Source organism: Xanthobacter sp. NM-59, assembly GCF_021401125.1.
In the GTDB taxonomy this organism is placed as follows: Bacteria; Pseudomonadota; Alphaproteobacteria; order Rhizobiales; family Xanthobacteraceae; genus Xanthobacter.
On record NZ_JACBFQ010000001.1, the window covers coordinates 798,022 to 824,132 of the forward strand.

The window sequence follows — 26,111 nt, forward strand, 5'->3', positions numbered from 1 at the left end:
ACGGCCGGGACAAGCCCGGCCGAAGGCGGTTCTGTTGCGGACCGGCTCAGAGCCCGGCCACGTATCGCGACGGATCGACAGCGGTCGAACCCTTGCGGATCTCGAAGTGGAGCTGCGGGCTCTGCACGCCGCCGCTTTGGCCAGCCTTGGCGATGATCTGCCCGCGCCGCACAGTGTCGCCGCGCTTCACGTCCAGCTCGCTGGCATGAGCATAGGCGGTGACATAGCCGTCGGAGTGCTTGATCAGCACCAGATTGCCGTAGCCCTTCAGCTCGTTGCCGGCATAGGCCACGACGCCGTCTTCCGCGGCGCGCACGGCGGTGCCCTCGGGCACGGCGAAGTTCACGCCATCATTGCGGGCGCCACCAGGCTTCGGCCCGAAGGAGGAGATCACGCGACCGCGAACGGGCGCGCGGAACTGCGGACCGCCGCCCGCGGTGCGCGGCGCATCATCCGCATCGGCGACGGCGGACACCTTGGCGGCCGTCTCCACCTTGGGAGACGCCGCCGGAGACGGGGCCGCGGCAGCCGTCTTCAGGGGCTCCGGCGCAGGAGAAGCCACCACAACCGGAGTGGGCTTGGCGGACGTGGGCGGCACCGGCGCCGGCTTGGCAGCCGCGACGGTGGGCGCAGGGGCGGGAGCAGGCGCGGGCATGGTCCCCAGCGTGCCCGAGCCGCGCGGCGCGGCGGCTGCCGGGGCCTGCGCCACGGCCGCCCCATGGCCACCCGGAGGAATGACGAGGGTCTGACCGGTGCGCACGGTGTTGCCCGGCGCGATGCCGTTGGCGGCACCGAGGGCCGCCGGCGTCACATTATATAGACGCGCGACCGAATTGAGGGTCTCACCCCCCTGCACCGTGTGGGTGCCGCCGGCGACGCGCGGGGCCACCGGTGCCGAGGGAGGCGTGTAGCCGGGCGCCACATAGCTGCCGGAGGCCAACGAGCCGCCCTGGCCACCATAATTCGGTGCGCCATAAAGCGGCTGGCCAGCGCCGGACGAGGCATAGGAATTGGGGCCGCCGGTGGGCGGTGGAGGCAGCGCGGACGAATCGACGCGCCCAGTGGGCGCGCTTCGCACCGACCCCGTCACATCCGGCGCGGGGGCCGCGGACTGGGTGTTGCCAAAGCCGAAATCGGGAATGCCGGCAAACCGGGACGTATCGGAGCTGCAGGCGGCCACTGTCCCGGACATGAGCCCGATCACGGCCAGTCGCGCGACGACGCTGCGCCCCTTGGTCTCGCTGAAATTACGCATGTGACCGTACTCGCACGCAACAGAACTGTGGCCCATTAGAGGTCGCAGGCGTAAATGCCGGCTTAAGCCAACGCAGGGTCAGCGCCTGCACACACACTTTCCGCACGCCGTTGCAGAATCGACACAGTCCGTGAGCGAGGCCTTGACCCGCGACCCAAATCGGGTTCCCACAGTGGCGGATGTTTCGGGCGCGGCCATGGCGGCTTGGCCCGACAAGGGAAAAGCATCGCTGATGGCTTTGAAGCCGCTCGCCGAAGACATCGTGACCGCCCTGCGCTTCTATTCGCGCCTGCCGCTGCCGGAATGGGGGGAAGCCCCCCACGCCGCCCCTAATCTAGACCGCCTGGCCTATGCGATTCCGCTGGCGGGCGCGGTGCTGGGGGCGCTGGGCGGGCTGGTGCTGCTGGCGGCGGCCAGCGGGCTGCACCTCTCGCCCTTCCTGTCCGCTGCGCTGGCGGTGACCACGCTCGTGCTCATCACCGGCGCGCTGCAGGAGGATGCCCTTGCCGACACGGCCGATGGATTCGGCGGCGGGCGCGATCGCGAGAGGCGCCTCGCCATCATGCGCGACAGCCGCGTGGGCTCGTTCGGCGCGACGGCGCTGGTGCTGGCGCTGCTGCTGCGGGTCGGCATCCTCGAAGCCCTCATCGCCCGCGCGGACCCGGGGCGCGCCGCGCTGGCCCTCCTCGCGGCGGCTGCGGCCTCCCGCGCCACCGGCATATTGATGCTGCGCGCTTTGCCCTCCGCGCGGGCGGACGGCGCCTCCGCATCGGTGGGGCAGCCGGCGCCGCGCGCCGCCGTTTCATGCGCCTTGGTTGCCGCCCTGGTTGTGGTGCTGGTGCTGGTGCCGTGCTTCGGCGTCACCACGGCCTTCGCCGGCCTGCTGGCGCCGCTCGCCGTGCTGGCGGTGATGGGCCTCCTCTCGGCCCGCCTGCTGGGCGGGCAGACGGGCGACGTTGCGGGGGCCACCCAGCAGATCAGCGAGATTGTCTTCCTGCTGGCCGTGCTTATCTTTGCGTGAAGCTGAGGTCACTTTCGTGTCGCACCCCTCCTCGCCCGCGCCCATGACCACGCCTTGCGTGAAGCGCTGCGCGGTGCACCCCACGCACCGCCTGTGCACCGGCTGCGGGCGCAGCCTGCAGGAGATCACCGGCTGGGCCTCCATGTCCGCGAGCGAGCGGCAACGCATCATGTCGGAGCTCGCCGGCCGGCTGGCGCGCGCGGCCGCCCCGGCGGGCTGCTGAGGGCCGGGGGCGACGAAATGGGCTATCGCGGCGATCGCATGCTTTGGGTTCTGCTCATCATCCTGCTGATTGGGCTGGTGGTGCTGGTGGCCCACCACGACCAGGGCGAGGTCGCGGGGCTGAGCCTCGACAAGTTCGGCGCGCTGGTGGCGCTCGGCTCCATCGGCATCTGGATCGGCTCCGGGCTGCTCTCCCGCTTCCAGGGCCGCTTCACCGATGCGGTGCTGGCAGCGGTGTTCTGGCTGCTGCTGGCGGTTCTGCTGGGCGGCGTCTACATCTACCGCCTGCCGCTTCAAGCCTTCGGCGACCGCTTCATGTCCCAGCTGGTGCCCGGCCGGGCGCTGACGGTTTCCGGCGGCGGAGACGTGACGGTGGAGATCGAGCGCGGGGCCGACGGCGACTTTTCGGTGTGGAGCACGGTGAACGGGGCCTCCGTTCACATGCTGGTGGACACCGGCGCCTCGTCCGTGGTGCTGACACAGGAGGACGCCCGCGCCGCCGGCCTGCCCCTGGACTTCATCACCTATGACGTGCCGGTGGACACCGCCAATGGCCGGGTGAAGGCCGCCGCCGTGCAGATCGACAACATCATCGTCGGCGGCATCGTCGAACGGCGGGTGCGAGCCCTGATCTCGCCCCCCGGCGCGCTGCGCAACTCGCTGCTGGGCATGAGCTTCCTCTCCCGCCTGGAAGCGTTCGAGTTCCGCGGCAACCGCCTCATCATGCGCGGCGCCCGCGCACCCTGATCGCGATCAGATCATCTCCAGCTCGACCTTGCCGGCCGGCGGGGGGAAATCCCGGTCGATCTCCGCGAGATCATCGGCATCGAGCACGATTTCGAGGGCGCGCGCATTGGCCTCCACATGGGCGATGCGAGTCGCCTTGGGAATGGCGATCACGTCCGGCCGGCGCATCACCCACGCCAGCGCCACCTGGAACGCATCCACCCCATGCTTGCGCGCGACGCGCCCCAGCGCCCCCTCACGCGGCAGGCGCCCCTGCTCGATGGGGCTATAGGCCATCACCGGAATGCCGGCCGCCGACAGATAAGGGAAAAGGTCGAACTCCGGTCCGCGCCGGCTGGCATTGTAGAGCACCTGGTTGGCGGCGCAGGCCCCACCCCCGGCCGCCTTCAGCTCCTCCATGTCCGCGACGTCGAAATTGCTGACGCCCCAATGGCGGATCTTGCCGGCCTGCTGCAGCGTCTCGAAGCCGGCAATGGTTTCACGGAGCGGATGCTCGCCGCGCCAGTGCAGAAGATAAAGGTCGATGCGGTCCGTCCCCATGCGCCGCAGGCTGCGCTCGCAGGCGGCCACCACGCCGGCGCGGCTCGCATTATGGGGATAGACCTTGCTGACGAGGAAAACGCTATCCCGCCGCCCGGCAATGGCCTCGCCCACCACCTCTTCCGCGCCGCCCTCACCATACATCTCGGCGGTGTCGATGAGATCGATCCCGAGATCGAGCCCGGCGCGCAGGGCCGCGACCTCCGCCGCGCGCTGCTCCGCCCGCTCCCCCATGTACCAGGTGCCCTGCCCCAGCGCGGAAACCGTCTCTCCGCCGGGAAGTTGAACCGTCTTGCGCATCTGCCGTCCTCGCCGGGTCGCGAACCATGGCTCCACTGATAGAGCATTGCGGCGATTCCCGAAAAGCACCGCGCCACCGCCGACCGCCCCCCGCCAACGCGCCGCCTAGGGACCTTCCCCTTTGATGAGACCCTCCAACATGTTCTGGAAAAGCGCCGCCGCGGGCTGCCGATCAGCCTGCGGGGCCCGAAGGCTAAGGGCCTTCAGCCCATCCACCACGGCGACGGCGACGGTGGCCGCCTGTTCCACATCGAGATCGGCGCGCACATCGCCGCGCTTCTGCCCCGTCCGCAAGACGTCGGCGATGATGGCGCGCAGGCTGCGGCTGTGCGCCTGAATGATCTCCCCCATGGCCGGATTGCGCGTGCTTTCCGCCAGTATCTCGAAAACAAGTTCCGTTCCGGAATTGGGGCCGCTCGGCGCCAGTCGTCCAATCTCGACCACCAGCGCCGCGGCAACATTCCCTTCCAGCGCGGACAAGCCCTCGAACCGTTCGCGCGTCCGGGAGAGCCAGGCCTCGGACAGCGTGGCGATGATCGCGTCCTTGCTCTGGAAGTAATGATAGAGGTGTCCAGGGCTGATGCCCGCCTCCTTGCAGATATCCGAGATCGACGCGCCCTTGAGGCCACTGCGCTCGAAACAGCGGTTCGCCGCCGCCAGGATCTCCTGCCGCTTCTCCTCGTGCCGGATGGGGTCGAGCTTACGCATGGGGTCCTTGAAAATTATTAGAGCGATCGCTCTATCCATCTTGACGACGAAGGGAGCCTGCTCGCATTTAAATAGAGCGAGCGCTCTAACAATGGGGCTCCCCGATGAAAACCCATCGTCTGGGCGAAACGGTCCCGAGCTTCCGTCGCTTGGTCTGGGCTGCATGGGCATGTCGCCGCTGCGCCCCAGCTGGGCCGGCATGACGCAGCACAGGATGGCGAGAGCATCGCCACCATCCAGGCAGCTCTTGATGCAGGCCTGCGGCTGATCAACACCGGCGACTTCTATGGCATGGGCCATAATGAACTCTTGGTGCGGGAGGCCCTGCGCGGCCGTCGCGAGCAGGCGTTCCTCGGCGTGAAGTTTGGGATGATGGTCGCCCCGAGCGGCCAGCCACTGGGCTTGGACATCCGCCCCCGCGCGGTCAAGAACTTCTGCTCCTACTCGCTGGATCGCCTGGATACCGAGGTTATCGATCTCTACCAGCCCGGCCGCGTCCCAACCTCGGTTCCGATCGAGGATACGGTGGGGGCCATCGCGGAGCTGATCCAGGAGGGCAAGGTCCGCCATCTGGGCCTGTCCGAGGTCACCGGCGACCAGCTGCGCCGCGCCCACGCGGTTCATCCCGTGACGGCGGTGGAGCTTGAGTATTGGCTGGCCGGCCGCGCCATCGAGGATGACCTGCTGCCGGTGGCGCGCGAACTCGGCGTCGGTATCGTCGCCTACAGCGTCGCCGCGCAAGGTCTTCTGGCGGGTGGCATCAAGGGGCCCCTCGCCGCGGACGATCCGCGCAACTGGACGCCGCGGCTGCAGGGCGAAGCGCTGACCAGAAACCTGAAGGTGGTCGCCCGGTTCACCGCGTTCGCGCAGGCGAAAGGCTGGACCCCGACGCAGCTCGCCGCCGCCTGGGTCCTGGCGCAGGGGAAAGACATCGTCGCGCTGGTGGGCATGAGCCGGCGTGGCCGCATCGCCGAGAATCTGTCGGCCATGGATATCGACCTGTCGGCGGAGGATCTTGCCGCGCTCGACAGCATGTTTGCGCCCGGCGCCATCGCAGGTGGCCGCTACGCCCCGCAGATCCCTCAGATGTGGCGATCTTGACCAGAAGCCAAGGAGACATTGCATGACCAGCCGCCCATCGGGCTTCACTGCCGCCGACGTTCCGGATCAGTCGGGCAAGTGCTTCGTCGTCACCGGGGCCAATACGGGCCTGGGCTTCGAAGCCTCCCGCGTGCTCGCCGCCCGCGGCGCGCGCATCATTCTCGCCTGCCGCGACGAAGCCAAGGCGAACGAGGCGATCGGCAGGATCACAGCGGAGGCACCCGGCGCCGATCTTCGTCACCTCCTTTATGATCAGGGGGATATCGACAGCATTCGTCGCGCCGCCGCGGAGCTGGTGCGCGAGCCGCGCATCGACGCGCTGGTGAACAATGCCGGCGTGATGGTGCCGCCGCTGATGCGCACGAAACAGGGTTTCGAGCTTCAGTTCGGCGTCAATCACCTCGGGGCCTTTGCGTTCACCGCTCTGCTGCTGCCCAAGCTCGCGCAGACGCCGGGGGCACGGGTGGTGGTCACCGGCAGCGTCGCCCACATCTGGGGCCGGATCGACTGGGACGATCTCAATGCCCACAAGGGCTACAGGAGATGGCCGCGTTACAACATGAGCAAGCTGGCCAACCTGCTGTTCCTGTTCGAACTCGACCAGCGCCTGCGCGCCGCCGGTTCGCCGGTGACGGCGGTGGGCTGCCATCCGGGCTTCGCCGCCACCGACCTCGGCCGCCACATGCCCGGCATCGGTCTCCTGTGGCCAATCTTCAGCCCCTTCTCGAATTCTGCCGCCATGGGTGCCTGGCCAACCCTGCAGGCCGCCACCGGCGAAATCCGTGCCGGTGCGTATTACGGCCCGCTGGGGTTCCGTGAGATCAGGGGAAGATCCGGCATGGCGCGGCGGGCGCCACAGGCCACCGATGCAGTATCCGCGTGCCGGTTGTGGAACGCCTCGATTGCCATGACGGGCATCGATCCCGGCCTCCCGCCCGCGTGAGCAGCATCACCACCGCACGATGCAGGCGCAAATCCCAATGGCCTTCGCGCCGGGGCTGCCCCCCGCGAGGGCCGTCGCTCCAAGCATCCCGCACGAATTCGCGGCGCGAGAGCGTGTTGCGCACCAGATGGCAACGCCTGGCGATGGGACAGAGGCTGGATTTGAGCGCCCCCGCATGGAGGCGGATTCTTTGCGCGGGGCGACGACACGCATGTGCGCAGCACGGAACAGGCCTGGTCGTCTTAGCGGGCCGCCCAGAGGTCAGAGCGGATTTCTTCCGCCACCTCGAAGAGTGCCGCCACGCTCCTCCGCCGACGGTACGGGAGAAGGCAGAAGACGTCCTCGTGATGGACGTCGGCGAGCTCGGCCACCTGCAAGCGCACGAGGCCCTCTTGGCGGTTGGTTGCAAGGTCGAACATGAAACCGACGCCGATGCCCTGCGTCACCGCCTCAATCAAGGCTTCCCGGGTGCCGAGCGTCACCACCGGGTCGGCCGAGAGCTTCGCGCGTGACAGCGCCGCTTCCAGCTTGCGCTGGGTGAGCGAGGGCGGCGGCCGGAAGATGACAGGGTGTGCGACGACCTCGGCAAGCGGCAGAGGTTGCGGTCGCCGTGCCAGTGGATGATCGGACGCGACGATTGCGACGACCCGTTGCGACGCGAAGGAGACCGCGACAACGTCATCGTCCTTGGGCGCCTCGGTTGCGATGGCCACATCGCAGCGCCGCTCACGAATGGCTGCGGTCACCTCGCCCCAATTGCCGAAACTCGTGGTGATGCGCACCCCGGGGAAGCGGCGGTGATATTCGGCGATCAGCGCCATCGCCGGATTGGGCGCCCCCACCGCAATGGACAATTCGCCGCTTTTCAGCGCCCGCGATGCGCCGAGAAGGCTCGCCGCCACATCGGCGATGGTGTCGAGCCCATCGGTCTCGGCATAAAGGCTGCGGGCGAGCGCGGTTGGGCGCATGCCTGATCCCGTGCGTTCAAAAAGCAGAACGTCGTGGGCGCGTTCGAGGGCACGGATCTGGGCCGTCACCGCCGGCTGAGTCAGGCCAAGACGGTGGGCCGCTCGGGAAATCGATCCGTCCTTGAAAACGGCATTGAAGGCCCGCAGCTGGGCCCAGCTCGGCAGCTCGCTCGACATGGTTCGATCTCCCCGATTTTCGGGGGCCCATAAATCATTTTTATATCATGTCATCGTGACTGCAAATCAATCTTCTATGCCCCTGGCGACGGAAGGACGCCACATGGCACGTATCGAGATTGACGGCATCGAGAAAAGGTTCGGGCGAACGCCCGTATTGCGGGGAATCGACCTTGATGTGAGGGCGGGCGAATTCCTGTCCCTGGTGGGCCCGTCGGGCTGCGGCAAGTCCACCCTGCTGCGGATCATCGCCGGCCTGACGCGCGAGGATCGCGGCACCATCCGGCTCGCGGGCGCAAGCGTGGACCAGCTGCCGGCACGTGACCGCGACTTCGCCATGGTGTTCCAGAACTACGCGCTCTATCCGCATCTGACCGTCGCCGAGAACATCGCCGTGCCGCTCGTCATGCGCCGGCTGACCGCGGCGCAGCGGCTGCCCTTCGTCGGCCGCCATCTTGCGGGAAGCCGTGCCGCCCGGGCCGCGATCGAGGCCGACGTGACGCGGGTGGCGGAGACGCTGGGCATCACCAAGCTCGCCCACCGCCGGCCGGGCGAACTCTCCGGCGGCCAGCGCCAGCGCGTCGCCCTCGGCCGCGCCATGGTGCGGCGGCCGAAGGCTTTTCTGATGGACGAGCCGCTTTCCAATCTCGACGCCAAGCTGCGCGTCGAGATGCGCGCCGAGATCGCGTCGCTCCACCACCGGCTGGAGACCACCTTCGTCTACGTCACCCATGATCAGGCCGAGGCCATGACCATGTCCGACCGGATCGCGGTGATGATGGATGGAACAATCCTCCAGATCGGCACCCCGGATGAGGTCTATGCCGACCCGGATACGCTCAGCGTCGCCGAGTTCGTCGGCTCGCCGAAGATCAACGTGATCGCCGCCGACGCGGACCTCGCCACGGCACTCGGCCTCGATATCGGGCGCGTTCCCGATCCGCAGGGGCTGCGCCTTGCCTTCCGCGCGGAGGCTGTGGAGCTCGTCGAGGCCGCCGGCGCCCAGCTCTCCGGTTCGATCGTCCACCTCGAGAATTTCGGCAGCGACCTGATGGTTCATGTGGCGACGGCGACCGCTACCGCGCCGCTCCTGGTGCGCCGCGATCCGCACGATCCGCGCCCGCGCATCGGCGAGACCTGGGGGCTCTCGATCCGCCCCGACCGGCTGCTCGCCTTCGACAAGGCCGGACGGCGGCTGCGCTCTGTGGTGGGGGGAAGGGCATGACCGAGATGTCACGCTCCGCCGCCCTTCCCCGTCAGCCGGTCGAGACCGAGCGCGTGCGCCGTCCCCATGAGGAGCGCGCCGCGTGGCGACTCGTCGCGCCGGCGGCGATGCTCATCATCCTCATCCTGGCGCTGCCCATGGCCGCCGTGGTGGCGCTCTCCCTCACCGATTATCAGCTGGGCGCGGAAGCCTGGCGTTTCGTCGGTGCCGCCAACTATGCCGATCTCGCCGCCGATCCGGTGTTCTGGCGATCGATCGTGAACACCGTGGTCTATGTGGTCGAGGTGGTCGCCGGATCAACCGCCCTGGGCCTCGCCACGGCGCTGATGCTGCAAGGCAGCAGCATTCTCGCGCCCGTCTGGCGGACGGTATTTTTCCTGCCCGTCATGGCCTCGCTGATCGCCATGGCCATCGTCTGGGAATTCATGCTCCATCCCACCTTCGGCCTCGTGAATGGGATGCTCGGCCTAGTCGGGATCGCCCCGGTCAACTGGCTGCAAAACAGCGCGACCGCGCTTCCCGCCCTCGCCGTCATCGGTATCTGGCAGCAGTTCGGCTTCGCGATGGTGCTGTTCCTGGCCGGCCTCTCGGGCATTCCCCAGGCGCTTTACGACGCCGCCGAGATGGACGGCGCGCCCTCCGCCTGGTCGCGCTTCCGGCTCGTCACCTGGCCGCTGCTCGCGCCGGTGACGCTGTTCGTCGTGGTCATCTCGACCATCCGCTCGTTCCAGGTCTTCGACACCGTGCATGCGCTGACCAAGGGCGGCCCCAACAAGGCGACCGAGGTGCTGCTCTACACCATGTACGCGGAGGGCTTCGAATTCTTCCGCACCGGCCGGGCCGCGGCGATCGCCGTTCTCTTCGTCGCCGCCATGCTGGTGCTGACGCTGACCAAGGTGGTTGTGGTCGAGAAGAGGATTCACCTGAAGTGAGCCGGCTTCCAAAGCTCCCCCGCGGCCTGTCGGTCGCCTCCGTGCTGCGGAACGCGGCGCTTATCGCCCTCGCGGCCGTCACGCTCGCGCCCTTCGTGTGGATGGTCGCCACCTCGCTGAAGGCTCCCGACGAGATCCTGACGCGCGACTTCCACCTCTGGCCGCACCGCTTCTGGGCCGCCGAGAACTATGCCAGCGCCTTCGCCGCGGTGCCCCTCGGGCGCTATCTCCTCAATGGCGTGGTCGTCACCGCGACGATCCTGGCGCTCCAGTTGCTGATCGCCGTCCCGGCGGCCTTCGCTCTGTCCAAATCGGAGTTCCGGGGCCGGCGCCTGCTCTTCGGCGCGGTGCTGTTCGGGCTGCTCGTTCCCTACCACGCCATCGCGGTGCCGCTGTTCGTGGGCCTCCACGCCCTTGGGCTGCTCGACACCTATGCCGCCCTGGTGACGCCCTTCGCGATCTCCGTCTTCGGCATCTTCCTGATGCGCCAGTTCTTTCAGGGTATTCCGGGCGAGCTTGTGGATGCGGCGCGGATGGACGGCATGTCGGAACTCGCGATCGTTTGGCGGGTGATGGTTCCGGCAGCGGGGCCGGCGATTTCGGCCTTCGCCATCTTTTCGGTGGTGGCCCATTGGAACGACTATTTCTGGCCGCTCGTCGCGGTGTCCTCCGACACGCTCTTCACGCCGCCGCTCGGGGTCGTCGCTTTCCGCAACGACGATGCGGGGACCAGTTACGGCCCCCTCATGGCGGCCGCGACCGTAATCGTGCTGCCGCTCGTCGCCGCCTTTCTCCTCGCCCAGCGCCGCTTCCTCGAAGGCATTGCCTTCGCCGGGTTCAAGTGACGCGCCTTCCCTCCACATCCGCCACAGGGCGCCGGTCCATGCGCTCGCAACACGAGACCCCTCCGATGCACGCGAAACTCTCGCTTTCCGTTCTCACGCTCGGGCTGACGCTCGCCGGTGGCCCGGTCCTCGCCCAGTCGCCGACCGAGATCGTCGTCCAATATCCCTATGGGGACGTCTTCAACGAGACCCATCGGCGCATCGCCGAGGCCTTCGCCGCCGAGCATCCCGACATCAAGGTCACCTTCCGTGCCCCCTACAAGGACTATGAGGACGCCACCCAGCGCATCCTCCGCGAGGCGATGACGGGCACGGGGCCGGACGTCACCTTCCAGGCCTTGAACCGGGTGCGTGCGCTGGCCGACAAGAAGGTGGCCGTGCCGCTCGACGACTTTGTCGCCGCCGAGAAGAACTTCGATGCCGAGGGCTTCCACCAGGCCATGTTCGACGCCGGCTCCATCGGCGGCAAGATCTATGGCGTGCCTTTCGCGGTGTCGCTGCCCGTCGCCTACTTCAATTTGGATCTGGTGAAGCTCGCCGGAGGCGATCCCGCCGCGCTGCCGACCACCTGGGATGGCGTCATCAGCCTCGCCGCCAAGATCGAGGGGGTGAAGCCCGGCATTCACGGCATGGTCGCCGAATGGCCCATTTCCGGCAACTGGCTGTTCCAGGCTCTGGTTTTCGACAATGGCGGAACCATGATGAATGGCGATGAAACGCGCGTCGCGTTCGACGGCGAGGCCGGTCGCAAGGCCATCGGCACGCTGGCCCGCATGGTGACCGAGACCAAGACGCCGAACATTTCCGGCAACGACATGCGCACCGCCTTCGCCGCCGGCCAGGTTGGCGTGCTCCTCACCACCACCGCTTATGTGAACACGCTGACCAAGCAGATCGGCGACCGCTTCACCATGAAGACGTCGCCCTTTCCGGGGCTGGTGCCCGGTGTCTCTCGCCTCCCCGCCGGCGGCAACGTCATGATGATCACCGCGACCGATCCCGCCAAGCGCAAGGCGGCCTGGGGGCTCGTCAAGTTCTGGACCGGCGCCCAGGGCGGCGCGATCATGGTCGAAAACACCGGCTACATGGCGCCCAACAAGAAGGCCGCCGACCGCCTAGCCGACTTCTATGCGCGCAACCCGAACCAGTTCACCGCCGTCGCCCAGCTTCCCTACCTCACCAACTGGTACGCCTTCCCCGGCGCCAATGGCCTGAAGATCACCGACGTGATCAAGGACCGGCTGCAGTCGGTGATGGATGGCAGCCGCACCAGCGAGGCAGACGCGGTCCTCACCGACATGGCGAGCGACGTCCAGGCCCTCTTGCCGGCAAAGAACTGACGCCGCATCTCCCCCGGCAACCACCGCCGGGGGAGCTTTGACCTCTCGCCCGGTTTCCTTTCATGATCAAGATCGTCCATCTCAGCGACGCCCACATCGTCGCCGCGCCCCACCGCCTCTATGGCCTCGACCCGCGAGAGCGTCTCGCGCGCACGATCGCCGACATCCAGGCGCGCCACGACGACGCCGACCTTTATGTGGCCACCGGCGATCTCGCCCATTGGGGTGAGGGGGATGCCTACGCCACCTTTGCGGCCGAGTGGGCGCGCGCCGGCCTGCCGGTGGTCTGCCTGATCGGCAACCACGATGACCGCGAGACCTTCAAACGCTCCTTTCCCGGTGCGATGGGCGATGAAAACGGCTTCGTTCAGGGGCATCGGCGGATCGGCGATCTCACCTGCCTCTTCCTCGACACCGTAACGCCGGGCAGTCACATCGGAAGCTTCTGCGAAACGCGTCAGGCGTGGCTCGCCGGCGCCCTTGAGGCCGCCGTCGGCGATGTCGCGGTCTTCATGCACCATCCGCCGCTTTCCGTCGGGGTGGCGCCCATGGACGCCATCGCGCTGGCCGATGCCGATGCGCTCGCCGCCGTCCTGGAGCCACACCGCGCGCGCATCCGTCATCTGTTTTTCGGGCACCTGCACCGGCCGATCTCGGGCTCATGGCGCGGCTGGTCGTTCTCCGGCACCCGCGGGCTCAACCACCAATTGGCGCTCGACGGGCATTTGCGGATCGACGGGCGGGCGGCCTCGGACGACATCGTGGGCAGCCGTGAACCGCCGGGCTATGCGGTTATCCTCATCGACGATCAATCGCTCGTCGTCCATTTCGTTGACGTGACCGACGAGGATGCCCGGTTCTCACTCATTGCCGAAGAGACCGTGGGCCGCTCCTACGCGCTCGGCACGAGCGCCGAATGAACCGGGCCCCCTCATTCTCCCAGCCCTCAACGCTTGAACAGGCCCGCGCGCGGATCGCCACTGCCCGCGTCGTGCTTTGCGATGTGGACGGCTGCCTGGTCGAGAGCGAGGCCCCCTGCCCGGGCGCGATCGATTTCGTCGCCCGGATGGGCGAGCGGCTGCGTCTTGTCACCAACAATTCGACGGACGTCGCTGTCACCCTCTCCGCGCGGCTGGCGGCGATCGGCCTGGACGTGCCGGCGGAACGCTGCTTCCTTGCCGGAGAGCTGGCGACCGAGCACGTGGCGCGGCACTATTCCGGCGCCCGCGTGATGATCCTCGCCACCGCCGCCATCCGCGCGGAGGCAGCGCGCCGCGGGCTTGCGGTAGCGAGCGTGCAGCCGGACGTGGTGCTGTTGTGCAACGATCCCGCCTTCGACGCCGGACATCTCCAGCGCGTCGTCGATGCCGCGCATCACGGCGTGCCGATCATCGTCGCGAACCCCGATCGCTGGCGCCCCGATCGCTCCGGCCGCCCCCTGATCGAGACCGGAGCCTTTCTGGCGGCCCTGCGCGCGGCAGTCCCGCATGCCGCGGTCACGGTCGTCGGGAAGCCTGAACCGACCATCTTCCACGCCGCCCTTGCCGGCGTCGACCCGCGTGACGCCGTGATGATCGGCGACAACCGCGAAACCGATCTCGTGGGTGCCGAAGCGATCGGGACGATGGGGATCCAGATCGGACGCGGCGGCCACGCGGTCGCCGCCGATCTGGACGCTCTGCGATAAGGGCGGAAGCACGCCTTCTCTCCGCGACCAAATGGATGCGCCAGCCCGCGGCCCGCAAGCGGGGGCCCCGACCGCTGGATCAATGGGTCAGCGGCGCCCGGGGCACTGAGCGGTCATAAAGGGAGGGGCGACCTCTCCGGGATCGGCACCGGCGGTGCCGCGACCGGAAGCGCAGCCGCGCTCGCATCGGGCCAAACGGTGACCACGCTGCCGTCCGCCCGCACAAACAGGGCGACAAGGCCGAGGCGCCGGGCCAGCGCGGGGCCGTGCTCCGCGCCCGTCACCAGAAGGGCTGTGGCCCATGCGTCGGCGGCCATGCAGGTTTCGGCCAGCACGGTGACAGCGGCGAGGTCCGCGTCAAGCGGCACCCCGCGGCGCGGGTCCATGGTGTGGGAGGCGGTCCGCTCCCCCACCCGCGCCCGATGACGATAGCCACCCGAGGTGGCCACGGCCGCGCCCGAGAGCTCCAGGATGCCGAGGATCTCGCGTGCGCCGGCATCGGGCTTCTCCTGGGCGACCGTCCAGGGGCGGCCATCGGGCTTGCGCCCCTCAGCGCGCATCTCGCCATCAATGCCCACCAGCCAGGAGGAGAGGCCCGCCGCGCCCATCACCCGCGCCAGCTCGTCCACCCCGAAGCCCTTGGCGATACCCGAGAGGTCGAGCCGCAGCGGGCCGAGACGCCGGGCCCGGCCGCCAAGGGGATCGAGCTGGAGCGTCTTGGGCGCCGCAAAGGCGGGGCGGCCTTCGCACGCGGCGATCCGGAGCGGATCGGGGGTGCGCGCGCCGCCGCCGAAGCCCCAAGCCCGCACCAGATCGCCCACGCCAATGTCGAACGCCCCCTCCGACAGGCGGCCAATCTCCAAGGCGGTGGCGAGCACCGTCATGAGCGCCTTGGGGACCGGCATCCACTGGCCAACGGGCGCGGCGTTGAGGCGTTCGAGGTCGGAATCGGGGCGCCAGGTGGACATCTGCTGCTCCACGCGGTCCACCGCCGCCTGCAGGTCGCGCCCGAGCGCTCCGGCATCGAAGCCTTCCGCGGCCCAGAAGACGCAGGACCAGCGCGAGCCCATGGCGGGACCGTTCAGGGCATGGCGGCGCAAGGGGATGGGAGCCGTTTCAGTAGACATCTTCCACATACCGTCCATGGGTCTTGAGGGTGGCGAGGTCGAGGCCGAGCGGATGCACGATGGGATCGAGCGCCCGGCGCACCGCTTCAGCCATGTCGCGCCCGCCGCAAACCAGGATCTGGGCACCCTGGCGGATCAGCTCCCGCAGGCGCGGCGCATCGGCGGCAATGCGGTCCTGCACATAGGCGCTCCCGGCCGGAGCGCGCGAGAAGGCGGTGGAAAGCGAGGTGAGGCGCTTTTCCGCCAGATGCCGGGCCAGCTCGTGCTCATAGAGGAAGTCGGAAGACGGGCTGCGCCCACCCCAATACAGGTGCACCGGCCGCCCCGGCGCATTGGCCCGCACGAAGCCAGCAAGGGGCCCGATGCCCGCTCCGGCGCCGATGAGGATGAGCGGCATGCGCCCTTCGGCGGGGTGGAAGGTGGGGTTGGTGCGGATGAAGGCATCAACCTCGTCGCCCGCCTTGAGCCCATGGAGGAAGCTGGAGCACAGCCCCCCTTCGCGCAGCCGCACACAGATCTCCGCCATGCCGTCCCGGGTGGAGGACGCCAGCGAATAGAAGCGCGGCATGGCGCTGCCCGGCGGCACGATGGCCAGAAGATCCCCCGCTTCGAACTCCGGCAGGGGGGACGCGTGCCCCCTGCTCTGAGGCATGCGGAAGCGCAGGATGGCCACGGGAGCCCCGACCGCCGCCCCGTAATCCTCGCGCTCCACCAGCGTCAAGGCCTGGGTCTTCGGTGTCTCGGCGATGTGCGTGAGGGTCAGCTCGTGGCCGAGCGCCGCGCCGAGGTCCTGCCCCCATTGGGCGAACTCCTGGGCCGAACGCCGATCGATGCGCTTCATGGGCATAAGCAGTGGCCAGCCCTTGGCGTGCAGCGCGCCCGCCACATCCTCCGCAAAGGCGCAGAAACGCGGGAAGCTGCGATCGCCGAAGCCGAGCACGGCGACGGGCACCTTGCCCTCAAGCCCCGAGAGACGGGAGAGGAAGGCGGCAGCGGACGCGGGCGCCGCGCCGTCGCCATGGGTGGCGGCAAGGATCAGCATGCGCTCAGCCTTCAGGTGCTCGGGCCCGATTTCACTCATGGTGGCGGTGTGGACACGGTGGCCGGCGGCCGTGAGGGCCTTGTGGAGCGTTCCGGCGAAGCCCCAGGTGGAATTGGCTTCACTGCCCACCAGGATCACCGTGTCGGCCGCGCGCGCGGGAACATTGGCCACGATGCGCGGCCGGGCCGCGCGCCTGCGCACCCACATAACGATGCCGGTGCCGCTCAGCACAGGAACTGCAAGGGCCGAAAGGCCGAGAAGCAGCCCCAGCAGCCAGGCCCCGCCACGCCCCGTATGGAGCATGCGGAAAATGCCATCGAGGCGTTCCAGCACGGAAGCGGGGGTGAAGGCGAGCTGGTCGCCCGTCGCCGGATCGATCACGGCCTCGCCCGCAGCGGTGCGCAGCACATAAGTGCCGGTGGCATCTCCCGCAGCGGGGAATGTCAGCTCGCGAAGCTCCGAAAGCTTGGTGCCTCTGAGCGCCGAAAGGCTGCCCACGGGGGCCGGAGCGCCGCCGCTGGCGGTGACCTCAGCCACGGGCGCCTGCGGCTGCGGAATGAGGCCAAACGTTCCCGCGGACATCCAAAGGCCCGTCAGGGAAGAAACGATGAGGCCCACAGTCGCGAGGCGGCCCAATTCGCCATGCCAGCGCTGGGCTGGTGTGCCCCGGATGGGCCGCAACAGCGCCCGCGCCCCACCAAGCCGGCGAGCGAGCAGGACAAGGCCCGACACGCTCAGCGCCAGCATGGCGAAGGCACCGACACCGGCCGCCGCCCGCCCCGCGTCGCCCATGAGGAAGGCGCGGTGCAGATTGGTGATGAAGCGCGTGGTTTCCGACACCTGATAGGGCCCGAGCCCCGCCCCGGTGGCCGGGTCCAGCCGCTCGACGCCGCGCGCGTCCGCGTCCTCGAAGGCCACGGTGAAGGTCCCGTCCGCCCGCATGCGGATGGTATCGACAGACTGATGGCGCGCCGCCACGGCCTCGGCGAGGGCGGCCACGCTCATATTCCCGGGGATGGCGGGCGCCGCCATCCGGTCCATGGCCGGCTGGACGGAGAGCACCACGCCCGTGATGGCGATGAAGGACAGGCCGAGCGCTAGCACAACGCCCGGCAGCCCATGAAGACGGCGTAGCATTGAAAGTCTTCCCAGAAGATCAGAAAGTGACGCTGAAGGAATTCACATAGCCCTTGCCGGCAACAGGCTTGCCGGACGCGGCGGCCTCAAGGGGCACCACCACCTCGGAAGGATTGTCCATGCCGTCTTCCACGGCGGTGTCCACATGCACCTTGAAGCCCGCGTCGATCATGGCATCCGCGAGGTCGAGGCTGATCTTCAGCGTTTTCCCGGAGCCGATGCTGGCGCCGGTGATGCCGTCGATCTCCGTGGCCCGCCCGCCGGAGGCGCGCTGCCAGTCGGAGAGATGGCGATAGTATTTCGCCTTGTCGCCCGCCATCCAGAGCGTGCCCTTATAGGCCCCGGCAGCATCGGTAACGTAGAGCACCACATAGGCACCGTTGCCGCCATAATTCTTCAGCGTGGTCTCGAACGTGACCTGCCTGGCCTCGGCGAGCACCGGCGTCACGAGCGCGGCGGTGGCCGCCAGCGCGGGAAGAGCGAATTTCATCGGGAATTTCCTTGAAGATGGGACGAACAGCCGAAGGCTCACTGCACCTCGACCTTGGGCCGGGCCTTGCCCTGGAACAGGCCATTGTCGGGCACCGGCGCGTTCGGATCGCTCGGGCCGCTCTGCGGCAGGGCGCTGCGACCGCTGTGGCCGTCGTCATCGTCATCGTCGTCGTCATCGTCGTGATGGCGGCGCTTGGACGAGGCATCGTCGCGATGCTTGCGGTGGTCGCTTTCAGCGAGGCGCTGCCAATGGCTGCCATCGCGCTCCCCGTGCTCGAAACGGCTCTCGGAATGGCGGGCGAAATGGTCAGCCCCAGCGGCGGCGAGGGCCACGCCCACGCCGGCGGTGGACAAAAGGATGGCTGCGCCGATCAGCGTGCGCGTCTTCATTGGGGGGCTCCCGGTTCGTTTTGACCGGGCCACGTTCCCGCACCCACCTGACGGCGACCTGAACCCAAGGCGGATCGGCGTTCAGCTTGGTGTCAGGTTCGCGCCAGCCCGCGTGAATGGCACCCACCGGCACCACTGCGACGGTCCCGAGGGTCGCTCCCGCATCCACCTCCTGGATTCGCGAGGCGAACAGCCCCAAGCGGCTGTGAGGCACTAACTGGGGTGAGCATTGTCCAGCTGAGGACATCCAGGTGGACCCTCGTTCTGGCAAATTCACGACGACCAGAACACGAAGCGCCTGTTTCGACGTCCGATGACCCGGCGCCTTAGCGGCAATCTGGCAAGTTAGCGAGTCGTACAGCCGCTGATCCAGGTCGGGTACGCACCCCCAAACCCCGGGCCACCCCAGGGAGCGCCCCGCCGAGACTGGGCTCTTTTTTATTTTCAAAGAGATATGGCGGGCAGCGCCCGACGAAGATGAGCACTACGAGATCGTGACAAGCATCTGACAACTATGCGGATACTCCATGTTATGCGGCTATCGGCGGGTTTCGGCGGCATTTGGGTGGCTAACGGCGGCCATTTCGGACGTTTGGCGGGGTTGCACCCTCATTTCCGTCGTTCACGAGGCTATCTTCGAATATCCGCTTCAGGCTCGAAACGCACCTCAGCTTGGCAACACGGCTACCGATTTCGGCAAGAGTTTCCCGCTCAAACCCCACAAAGAACGGGCCTGTTGGTCAGGTTCTGTGGCGGCTTCACGAACCAAATGCTTCGAGGCAGGTCGAGGACGTGACATACAGCGACCGCATCGATGCCCTGGCGCGAGCTTTCGGGCATCGATGGGCGGCGCAATATTGTCGCGCCACGAATTGCTCCGGATAGATGTATTGGTGATCTTCTCGCTTCTGCGCCAAAGCTCTTCAGCGAAGTCCGGGTCGATCGCAAAGGCTTCGACACCGGTGCCGCGATTGGTACGATCTTCGGTCAGATCGCGGGTACCGCCCTCCGGCAGTACGGGGGTGATATCGGAATCGGCGCAGAATACACCGCCCTTGCCGTCAAGCTGCGGATTGACCGCGCACCAGACGTGGGTGGCGGCGCCCTGCGGCACCGATTTCAGGTCACGGGCCAGATCGATGACGGGCCGGCCGTTCTCGTCGACGAACCCGGTGTTCTGCAGCATCTCCACCCCGACATGCGTGCCGAGATTGGTCCCCGCGATCCCGCCGGGATGGAGCGCGAACGCGCGAATGACCACCAGATGCAACCCCAATCCATCTCGCGATTGCACGACCGAGATGGACGCGAAGCTGAATGTTCGCAGTCAGGCAACGAGCCAAGGTCCGCGCCTGGCGGAATGCTTCCGGTTTGGCGCAACAGCAGATCCCGTCGCGCGTGGACGGTTGGGGCGAAAGCAGCCGGGGCGACCAGCGGAGCCCGGAGTGGGCGCACATCTGTAGGGGCCGCCAACAGGCAAGAGGGCGGGTCTATCTCGCGCTCGCCAGGGAGCGACGGAACAGCAGCATGCTTCCGGTGAGAAATGCGACCCCCATCACCAGCACGATCGCAAACTCCCGCCAGACGATCGAAAAATCCGCGCCGCGATAGACGATCGCCTGGGTGAAGCCGATGTAGTGACGCGACGGTAAGAGCCATGTCACATATTGAATCCACCTCGGCTGGCTCTCGATCGGGGTCATGCCTCCCGACAGCATCATCATCGGCATGACGGTCATCATCATCATCAATGCGAACTGCGCCATGGTGCGGGCGATGGTCCCGAGGAAAATGCCGATCGAAGCGGCGGCGAAAACGTAGATCACGGTGCCGAGGAGAAAAAGGAGGCGCGAGCCGGCGATGGGAACATCGAGCGCGCCTTCAACCACGAACAGCAGCGAGCACACGAACGCGACGATGATGACGAGACCGTTGGCCCAGACTTTCGCCAGCGCGATCTCGAACGCCGTGAGCGGCATCACCAGGAGATGCTCGATGGTGCCGTGCTCGCGCTCGCGCAGCAGCGCCGCGCCGGTCAGGATGATGATGAGCATCGACAGATGATCCGCCAAGCTCACGATGGCGCGGAACCAGGATTGAGTTCCATTCGGGTTGAAGGCCCGGCGGATGGCGAGATTTGAATCGAGGCCGGGCTCGTGCTCGAATTCCTGGCGGTATCTTTTCACCTCGTTGGCGACCATGTTCTGGATATAGCTCGACCCGATGGTCGCCTGCTCGACGGCGGTGGCGTCGATGCTCACCTGCACCTCGGCATTCCTGCCCCTCCGGACATCCGCCTCGAAGTGGGGCGGGATGGTCACGATGAAGGTGTAGCGCCCTTCATCCATGGCTCGATCGATATCCGCGGCGCCGATGGTCCTGGCCGCCTGGAAATAGGGAGGATAAAACAGCCCGGCGATGGAGCGGGACAGCCGGGAGTGATCTTCGTCCACGATGGCGATGGCGGCATTGTTGACCGTCTCCCCGGCGCCGGTCGCCTCGGTATAGATGCCGACGCCGAAGGCCCAGGCGATGAAGATGAGCATCATGGGGTCCTTGGCGAGCGCCCAGAGCTCCTTGGTGCCAAGCCAGAAGATGTTGGACAGGCTGCCCAGCAAGCCTCCCATGGCTAACGCTCCTGCTTTCTCAGAAGGAGGGCCGAAAGCGCGAGAAAGGCGGGCGTGAAGAGCGCCAGGGCCAGGATGTCCGTCCGCATGTCGGCAAAGCCGAGGCCCTTGGTGAAGGCGCCGACGCTCATGTGCATGTAATAGGTGGTGGGCCAGAAGGTGCCCATGACGCGCGCGGCCCCTTCCAGGGTGGAGACCGGCTGCAGCATTCCCGAAAATTGCATGGTCGGCATCATGGACAGCACCGCCCCCGCGAAGACGGCGGCCACCTGGCTCCGGGTGAATGTGGAGATGACGAGGCCATAGCCCGTCGCTGCGGCGATATAGAGAAGGGCGCCGAGGGTCAGGACGAAGCCGTTTCCCTTCAGCGGGACCCCGAATAAGAAGACCACGGTCGCTGTCATGATGGCGAAATTCACCATGCCGACGCCGATATAAGGCAGCTGCTTGCCGATCAGGAACTCCAGGCGCGTGGTGGGCGTGGCGTAGAAATTGGCGATGGTGCCGATCTCCTTCTCCCGGGCGACGCTGACCGCCATAAGAATGGCAAGGAACAGCATCAGCAGCATGGCCGGCACGGAAGGGCCGATGGCATAAATGCTTTCGGCGGTCGGATTGTAGCGATTGCGCAGCACGATGGTGGTGCTTGCACTACCGCTGGGGGCGCTCGAGGCTTCCCGCGCCCGCCGTTCGGCAAAGAGGCTATGCGCCTGTTGCACATAGCCCTCGATGGTCGCAGCCCTCTGCGTGTTCGCCCCGTCGATCCAGGCTGACACCTGCCAGTCCGAGCCCCACTTCACGTGGCGGCCGAAGTTCGGCGGGATCTCGATGGCGAGCGTGACGTCATTGGACTTCAGCCGCTGGTCCATCTCCGCGACGGAGCGGATCGGTGGACCTTCGCTGAAATAGCGCGAGTTCGCGAACCCCGCGAGATAGCTCCGGCTTTCCGGCGTGTGGTCGTGATCGAAGGCGGCAAACCTGATGTTCGTCACATCGTTCGACACCCCATAGCCGAAGATCAGAAGCATCAGGAAGGTGCCGAAGAAAGCGAAGGCGAGGCGCACGGGATCGCGCAGGAGCGAGCGCGTCTCGCATTGCGTATAGGCAAAGAGCCGCCGTAGGGACGTGAAACGCCGCCGGGACGGCGTCGCGCCGCTCTGTCGCGAAGCAAGGGGCTCGCTTTCCGTTGCGGGCGCCGCGGCCGGCGAAGTGTCGACCTCCTCGATATAGGAGATGAAGGCGGCTTCGAGATCCTTGGCGCCCTTGGATTCGATCACCTTCGCCGGCGTGTCGCACACCAGCACGCGGCCCGCATGCATGAGGGCGATGCAGTCGCAGCGCATCGCCTCGTTCATGAAGTGGGTCGAGACGAAGATGGTCACGTTGTGATTGCGCGAGAGATCGGCGAGGAGCCGCCAGAAATCGTCGCGCGCCTCCGGGTCCACGCCCGAGGTCGGCTCGTCGAGGATGAGCAGCTCCGGATCGTGGACGATCGACACCGCAAGAGAGAGGCGCTGGCGCACGCCGAGCGGAAGGGACGAGGCATCGGCGTCCGCGTGATCCGCAAGCCCCACCTCCGCGATGAGCTGCTCCGTACGGCTCGCGGCATCCGCCTCGCTCAGATGGAACAGGCGCGCATGGAGCATCAGATTCTGCCGCGCCGAGAGCTCGCCATAGAGCGAGAAGGCCTGTGTCATGAAGCCGACCCGGCGGCGGATGGACAGGTCGTTGGCGTCCACCGGGCTTCCACAGACGATCGCCTCGCCCTCGCTCGGAGCCAGCAGGCCCGTCAGCATCTTCATGGTTGTGGTCTTGCCGCAGCCGTTCGAGCCGAGGAAGCCGAAGATCTCGCCCTTTTCGATGGTGAAGCTCACGCCATCCACCGCCGTGAAGTCGCCGAAGCGGCAGGTCAGGTTCTTCGCCACGATCACCGGGCCATCCGTGCCCGGCTTGCGCGGCGGAATGACGAGCGGCGCCCGCGCGGCCCCGTTACTCGACCGGAGCGATACGAAGATGCGCTCCAGCTCCGTCTCGCCGGTCTGGGTCTTGAGCTCGGCCACGGTGCCGGAGGCCAGCACCTTCCCCTCGTCCATGACGGCGAGCCAGTCGCATTGGGCGGCCTCATCCATATAGGCGGTCGAGACCACCACGCTCATGGCCGGCCGCTCCGCGCGAAGGCTGGCGATCAGCGACCAGAACTGGCGGCGCGAGAGGGGATCCACACCCGTGGTGGGCTCGTCGAGGATGAGGAGGTCCGGGTCATGGATGAGGGCGCAGCACAAGCCGAGCTTCTGCTTCATGCCGCCGGACAGCCGGCTCACCAGACGGTCCATGAAGGGAGAAAGCCCCGTGGCTGCCGCGAGCCGGCGCGCGCGGCCTTCCTGCTCTGCGGCGGACAGCCCGAACAGCGTTCCGAAGAAGGCGAGATTCTCGGCGGCACTGATCTCCTGATAAAGATTCTTTCCCAGCCCCTGGGGCATGTAGGCGATGCGGGTGCACACCGCCCGGCGATGCCGCGCCTTCGCCATGCTGCCGCCCAGCACGTCCACTGTCCCCTTCTGCAGCTTGCGCGCCCCCGCCATCAGCCCGAGCAGCGTCGACTTTCCGGCGCCATCCGGGCCGATGAGCCCGATCATCTGGCCGCTCGGCAGTTCGAGCGACACCGCATCAAGCGCGCGGACCTTGCCATAAGCGTGGAAGACGTCGGCGATCCGAACGACAGGGCCAATGGTCGCCGGCATCGTCACTCCCCCGCATCGATGGGGTCGCCGGGGAAGCGCTTCTGCAGGAAGTCCGGCCATTGCGGCGGATCGGGATCAAGCCGGACATAGCCCATGCCCCGGGCTCCGGTCTTCACATGCTCGATATGGCGCTGGATGAGGCTCGGCGGGATACGCAGCTTGACGCGGAACACCAGCTTGTCCCGCTCGCTGCGGGTTTCGACTTGCTTCGGCGTGAACTGCGCCTCGGGAGACACGAAGCTCACCCGTGCGGGGATGACGAAATCGGCGCCATCCAGCTGGATGCGCGCCTGTGAGCCCAGGGGAACCCGCATCGCCTGCTGCGACGGCAGATAGATCTCCATATAGACCTCGGACAGGTTGACGAGCGTCAGCACCTTGCCTCCGGCGCTGACCACTTCCCCCGGATTGGCGAGGCGGTAGAGCACGCGTCCTCGCACGGGGGACACCAGTGTCGCATCGGCGATCTGCGCATCGATCTGATGAACCAGGGCCTGTGCGGCCTCGACGGCCCGCTCGCGCGCCGTCACCGTCTTATTGGAGGCATCCAGGATGGCCTTAGCCGCATCTCGCTCGCTCTGCGCCCGGTCCAGGGATTGCTGGCTCACCGCGCCCGTCTTCGCCAGACGCTGCGCCCGTTCCAGATCGGCGTCCTTCAAGGTGAGCTCGGCCTGCCGCTGCACCACCGTCGCCTTTGCCTCGAGGGTCGAAGCCTCGTCGGCGGCGACATCGGCGAGATATTTCGCGCGCAGGGCCTGCAATTCGGTGGAATCGATCCTTGCAAGCACCTGACCGGGGGAAGCAAGATCGCCCTCCTGGACCTGTACCTCCATGACGCGTCCAGCCAGCTTCGCTGAAACATCAACCTGATCCGACTCGATCCGGCCGTTGCCCGACACCAGCCCGTCGGGCAGCCTTCCTTGCTGGCCCTGCCACCAAGACCAAATGCCGAAGGCGCCCGCGGCTGGGACCAACAACAGGAGGAGCAACCATCGCCTTCTCGTCATATGGAGTTTACTCCGGTCGCACTTGACACATTCCAGCAACCGACCGCCGCGCTTGCGCCCAAGGAGCCGGGATTCTTCCCCGAAAAAGTGGACGGGTTCAAGCCGCTCTGCGTTCCATGTCGGCTGGGCCGATGTAGCCCCGCGCAGAGCGCAGACGGCGGGGATTGTAGAAGCCCTCAGCGTACCCGAACAGATCCCGTCGCGCCTTGACCCAGGTGGTATGGAGGCGATGATGGACCCGCTTGGTTTTGAGGGTGTGGATGACGCGTTCCATCGGAGCGTTGTCCCAGCAATCCCCCTGCGGCTCGTGGATGGGACGATGCCAGCGGTGGCGAGCGCCCCCGCGGTAGGCTTCGCGGCGGATTGCACGCCTCGGTCTGTGGGGTGGATCAGCCGGATCTTGTCGGTGACCGCCCGGTTGGCAACTGCGCTCGAACGTTCCGGCCGGGTACGCCACGCATAATCGCCGATGGCCGACAACCCCACCGGGCTGGTTTTTCGGCAGATGCGGTTCGATCGCAGCCCACGCCGCATCCGACAACCAGAACAACGCCATATCCCGCCCTCCGTGATCCACACCCCTGTGAATCAGGAAAACAGCTCCCGCTCAACCCACTGATTGGGTTTTGGCCCTAGGTGCTCCTTCATCTGCTGGTGGGCCTGCTCGCACATGCTGATGTCGTTGATGTTCCCGGCGCTGAGCAATAGCACACGGGGCCGACCGCGCTCATCGACCAGGCCATGGAGCTTGGTGGTGCGGCCGCCCCGCGAGCGACCTATGGCTTGGCTGAAGGCCCCCCTTTTGCGCCGGCCGCCGAGCGATGCGCCTTGATGTGGGTGGCGTCGATGGCCGCTCCGTCGAAGATGCCGCTGTGCCCAGTCAACGCCTCGAATATCTGCAGCCACAGCCCCTGGCGGCTCCAGCGGTTGAAGCGGTTGTAGACCGTTGTGTAGGGTCCAAACTCCAGCGGGCAGTCGCGCCACCGCGCACCGCTCTTGAGCATATGGACGATGCCAGAGATCACCCGGCGATCGTCCACACGGTGAGCTCCCTTGCGCCCCCGCGGCAGCAGCGGCTCGATCCGAGCCCACTCCTCGTCGTTAAGCCACTGAACCTGCTTGGCCATCTTCAACGCTCCCTTCCAGAAGCCTTGAATCAGAAACCAGCGATCTCCACCACCGCCTATTGAGTACGGACCCTAGCATCTGCCCCAGCACGAAACGCGACTTGGGGCGCCCTGGCGTGACCGCCAGTGACTAGAAGAGGGGAGATTTCCTTTGATGTCAAAGGGCCGGCGACCGTCGGCGACCGGCTGTGATGGGTGATTTGGCGGAAGGGGTGGGATTCGAACCCACGGTGGGCTTGCACCCACGGCGGTTTTCAAGACCGCTGCCTTAAACCACTCGGCCACCCTTCCTGCGCCGTGGTAAGCAGTCGGGCTCTTAGCAAATGCGTGGCGTATCCGTCGAGGCCTCGCCTCCGCGCACCCCCACTTTTGCCGTCTCGGGAGTGCCGGCGGCTCAGCTCGCGCCTTCG

General features: G+C 67.1%; 23 protein-coding genes, 1 tRNA gene and 2 pseudogenes. 11 read left to right on the forward strand and 15 right to left on the reverse strand.

Features of this window, described 5'->3' with window-relative positions; all coding sequences use genetic code 11:
* Positions 1-46 precede the first annotated feature (46 nt).
* Positions 47-1,255 carry a M23 family metallopeptidase gene (locus L0966_RS03775; protein ID WP_234050494.1) on the reverse strand — a complete coding sequence of 403 codons (1,209 nt, stop codon included), beginning with the start codon at positions 1,253-1,255 and terminating at the stop codon, positions 47-49.
* Between the two features lie 232 nt (positions 1,256-1,487).
* Between L0966_RS03775 and cobS the strand changes: the two genes are divergently transcribed.
* From cobS to L0966_RS03790, 3 genes are read left to right on the forward strand one after another with little or no spacing between them, the layout of a single operon-like run.
* Positions 1,488-2,276, forward strand: a complete 789-nt coding sequence (gene cobS, locus L0966_RS03780) for an adenosylcobinamide-GDP ribazoletransferase (RefSeq protein WP_234050495.1) — start codon at positions 1,488-1,490, stop codon at positions 2,274-2,276.
* Between the two features lie 16 nt (positions 2,277-2,292).
* On the forward strand, positions 2,293-2,499 hold the full coding sequence (locus tag L0966_RS03785) for a DUF1289 domain-containing protein (protein WP_370640612.1): 207 nt from the start codon (positions 2,293-2,295) through the stop codon (positions 2,497-2,499).
* A gap of 38 nt (positions 2,500-2,537) precedes the next feature.
* On the forward strand, positions 2,538-3,245 hold the full coding sequence (locus tag L0966_RS03790) for a TIGR02281 family clan AA aspartic protease (protein WP_234050496.1): 708 nt from the start codon (positions 2,538-2,540) through the stop codon (positions 3,243-3,245).
* Positions 3,246-3,251: 6 nt separating this feature from the next.
* On the opposite strand, the gene L0966_RS03795 is transcribed toward L0966_RS03790, so the two are convergent.
* Both L0966_RS03795 and L0966_RS03800 read right to left on the reverse strand, forming a co-directional pair.
* Positions 3,252-4,085, reverse strand: a complete 834-nt coding sequence (locus L0966_RS03795; protein ID WP_234050497.1) for an aldo/keto reductase — start codon at positions 4,083-4,085, stop codon at positions 3,252-3,254.
* Between the two features lie 105 nt (positions 4,086-4,190).
* On the reverse strand, positions 4,191-5,093 hold the full coding sequence (locus L0966_RS03800; protein ID WP_234050498.1) for a TetR/AcrR family transcriptional regulator: 903 nt from the start codon (positions 5,091-5,093) through the stop codon (positions 4,191-4,193).
* Between L0966_RS03800 and L0966_RS03805 the strand changes: the two genes are divergently transcribed.
* The gene (locus L0966_RS03805; protein WP_234050823.1) at positions 5,052-5,894 is read left to right on the forward strand and encodes an aldo/keto reductase; all 843 of its coding nucleotides are present in this window, start codon (positions 5,052-5,054) and stop codon (positions 5,892-5,894) included. The two genes, L0966_RS03800 and L0966_RS03805, sit on opposite strands and share 42 nt — an antisense overlap.
* 22 nt (positions 5,895-5,916) lie before the next feature.
* On the forward strand, positions 5,917-6,837 hold the full coding sequence (locus L0966_RS03810) for an oxidoreductase (protein WP_234050499.1): 921 nt from the start codon (positions 5,917-5,919) through the stop codon (positions 6,835-6,837).
* A gap of 242 nt (positions 6,838-7,079) precedes the next feature.
* Here L0966_RS03810 and L0966_RS03815 read toward each other — a convergent pair whose 3' ends face one another.
* Positions 7,080-7,982, reverse strand: coding sequence for a LysR family transcriptional regulator (locus L0966_RS03815; RefSeq protein WP_234050500.1), 903 nt, complete (start codon positions 7,980-7,982; stop codon positions 7,080-7,082).
* Between the two features lie 103 nt (positions 7,983-8,085).
* On the opposite strand from L0966_RS03815, the gene L0966_RS03820 reads away from it, so the two are divergent.
* The 6 genes from L0966_RS03820 to L0966_RS03845 all read left to right on the forward strand — a co-directional run bounded on the left by L0966_RS03820 (position 8,086) and on the right by L0966_RS03845 (position 14,011).
* The gene (locus tag L0966_RS03820; protein ID WP_234050501.1) at positions 8,086-9,207 is read left to right on the forward strand and encodes an ABC transporter ATP-binding protein; all 1,122 of its coding nucleotides are present in this window, start codon (positions 8,086-8,088) and stop codon (positions 9,205-9,207) included.
* The gene (locus L0966_RS03825; protein ID WP_234050502.1) at positions 9,204-10,139 is read left to right on the forward strand and encodes a carbohydrate ABC transporter permease; all 936 of its coding nucleotides are present in this window, start codon (positions 9,204-9,206) and stop codon (positions 10,137-10,139) included. The genes L0966_RS03820 and L0966_RS03825 overlap by 4 nt, the downstream gene beginning before the upstream one ends.
* Positions 10,136-10,984, forward strand: a complete 849-nt coding sequence (locus L0966_RS03830) for a carbohydrate ABC transporter permease (protein WP_234050503.1) — start codon at positions 10,136-10,138, stop codon at positions 10,982-10,984. The genes L0966_RS03825 and L0966_RS03830 overlap by 4 nt, the downstream gene beginning before the upstream one ends.
* A gap of 65 nt (positions 10,985-11,049) precedes the next feature.
* Positions 11,050-12,324 (forward strand): ABC transporter substrate-binding protein, encoded by a 1,275-nt coding sequence (locus L0966_RS03835; RefSeq protein WP_234050504.1) that lies wholly within the window; start codon positions 11,050-11,052, stop codon positions 12,322-12,324.
* A 62-nt stretch (positions 12,325-12,386) separates the two neighbouring features.
* On the forward strand, positions 12,387-13,244 hold the full coding sequence (locus tag L0966_RS03840; protein ID WP_234050505.1) for a metallophosphoesterase: 858 nt from the start codon (positions 12,387-12,389) through the stop codon (positions 13,242-13,244).
* Entirely contained in the window at positions 13,241-14,011 is a 771-nt protein-coding gene (locus L0966_RS03845) for an HAD-IIA family hydrolase (RefSeq protein WP_234050506.1), read from the forward strand. Before L0966_RS03840 ends, L0966_RS03845 begins: the two co-directional genes overlap by 4 nt.
* Positions 14,012-14,124: 113 nt before the next feature.
* Here the strand turns inward: L0966_RS03845 and L0966_RS03850 are convergent, their stop codons facing one another.
* From L0966_RS03850 to L0966_RS03900, 11 genes and pseudogenes are all read right to left on the reverse strand, one after another.
* The gene (locus L0966_RS03850; protein WP_370640613.1) at positions 14,125-15,147 is read right to left on the reverse strand and encodes an FAD:protein FMN transferase; all 1,023 of its coding nucleotides are present in this window, start codon (positions 15,145-15,147) and stop codon (positions 14,125-14,127) included.
* Complete coding sequence (locus tag L0966_RS03855; protein ID WP_234050508.1) at positions 15,128-17,317, reverse strand: PepSY domain-containing protein; 2,190 nt, start codon at positions 17,315-17,317, stop codon at positions 15,128-15,130. Before L0966_RS03855 ends, L0966_RS03850 begins: the two co-directional genes overlap by 20 nt.
* 19 nt (positions 17,318-17,336) lie before the next feature.
* Positions 17,337-17,807, reverse strand: a complete 471-nt coding sequence (locus L0966_RS03860) for a DUF2271 domain-containing protein (RefSeq protein ID WP_234050509.1) — start codon at positions 17,805-17,807, stop codon at positions 17,337-17,339.
* A gap of 38 nt (positions 17,808-17,845) precedes the next feature.
* The gene (locus tag L0966_RS03865; RefSeq protein WP_234050510.1) at positions 17,846-18,199 is read right to left on the reverse strand and encodes a hypothetical protein; all 354 of its coding nucleotides are present in this window, start codon (positions 18,197-18,199) and stop codon (positions 17,846-17,848) included.
* A gap of 667 nt (positions 18,200-18,866) precedes the next feature.
* Positions 18,867-19,469 (reverse strand): hypothetical protein, encoded by a 603-nt coding sequence (locus L0966_RS03870; RefSeq protein WP_234050511.1) that lies wholly within the window; start codon positions 19,467-19,469, stop codon positions 18,867-18,869.
* A 220-nt stretch (positions 19,470-19,689) separates the two neighbouring features.
* Entirely contained in the window at positions 19,690-20,826 is a 1,137-nt protein-coding gene (locus L0966_RS03875) for an ABC transporter permease (protein ID WP_234050512.1), read from the reverse strand.
* A 2-nt stretch (positions 20,827-20,828) separates the two neighbouring features.
* Positions 20,829-23,567 carry a ribosome-associated ATPase/putative transporter RbbA gene (gene rbbA / locus L0966_RS03880; RefSeq protein ID WP_234050513.1) on the reverse strand — a complete coding sequence of 913 codons (2,739 nt, stop codon included), beginning with the start codon at positions 23,565-23,567 and terminating at the stop codon, positions 20,829-20,831.
* A gap of 2 nt (positions 23,568-23,569) precedes the next feature.
* Positions 23,570-24,574, reverse strand: coding sequence for an HlyD family secretion protein (locus tag L0966_RS03885; RefSeq protein ID WP_255683903.1), 1,005 nt, complete (start codon positions 24,572-24,574; stop codon positions 23,570-23,572).
* A gap of 97 nt (positions 24,575-24,671) precedes the next feature.
* Positions 24,672-24,967: pseudogene (locus L0966_RS03890) on the reverse strand (IS3 family transposase); the annotation flags it as partial.
* Between the two features lie 279 nt (positions 24,968-25,246).
* Positions 25,247-25,701, reverse strand: a pseudogene (locus L0966_RS03895) (IS5 family transposase); the annotation flags it as partial.
* Between the two features lie 201 nt (positions 25,702-25,902).
* Positions 25,903-25,992, reverse strand: a tRNA-Ser gene (locus tag L0966_RS03900).
* Positions 25,993-26,111: the final 119 nt, after the last annotated feature.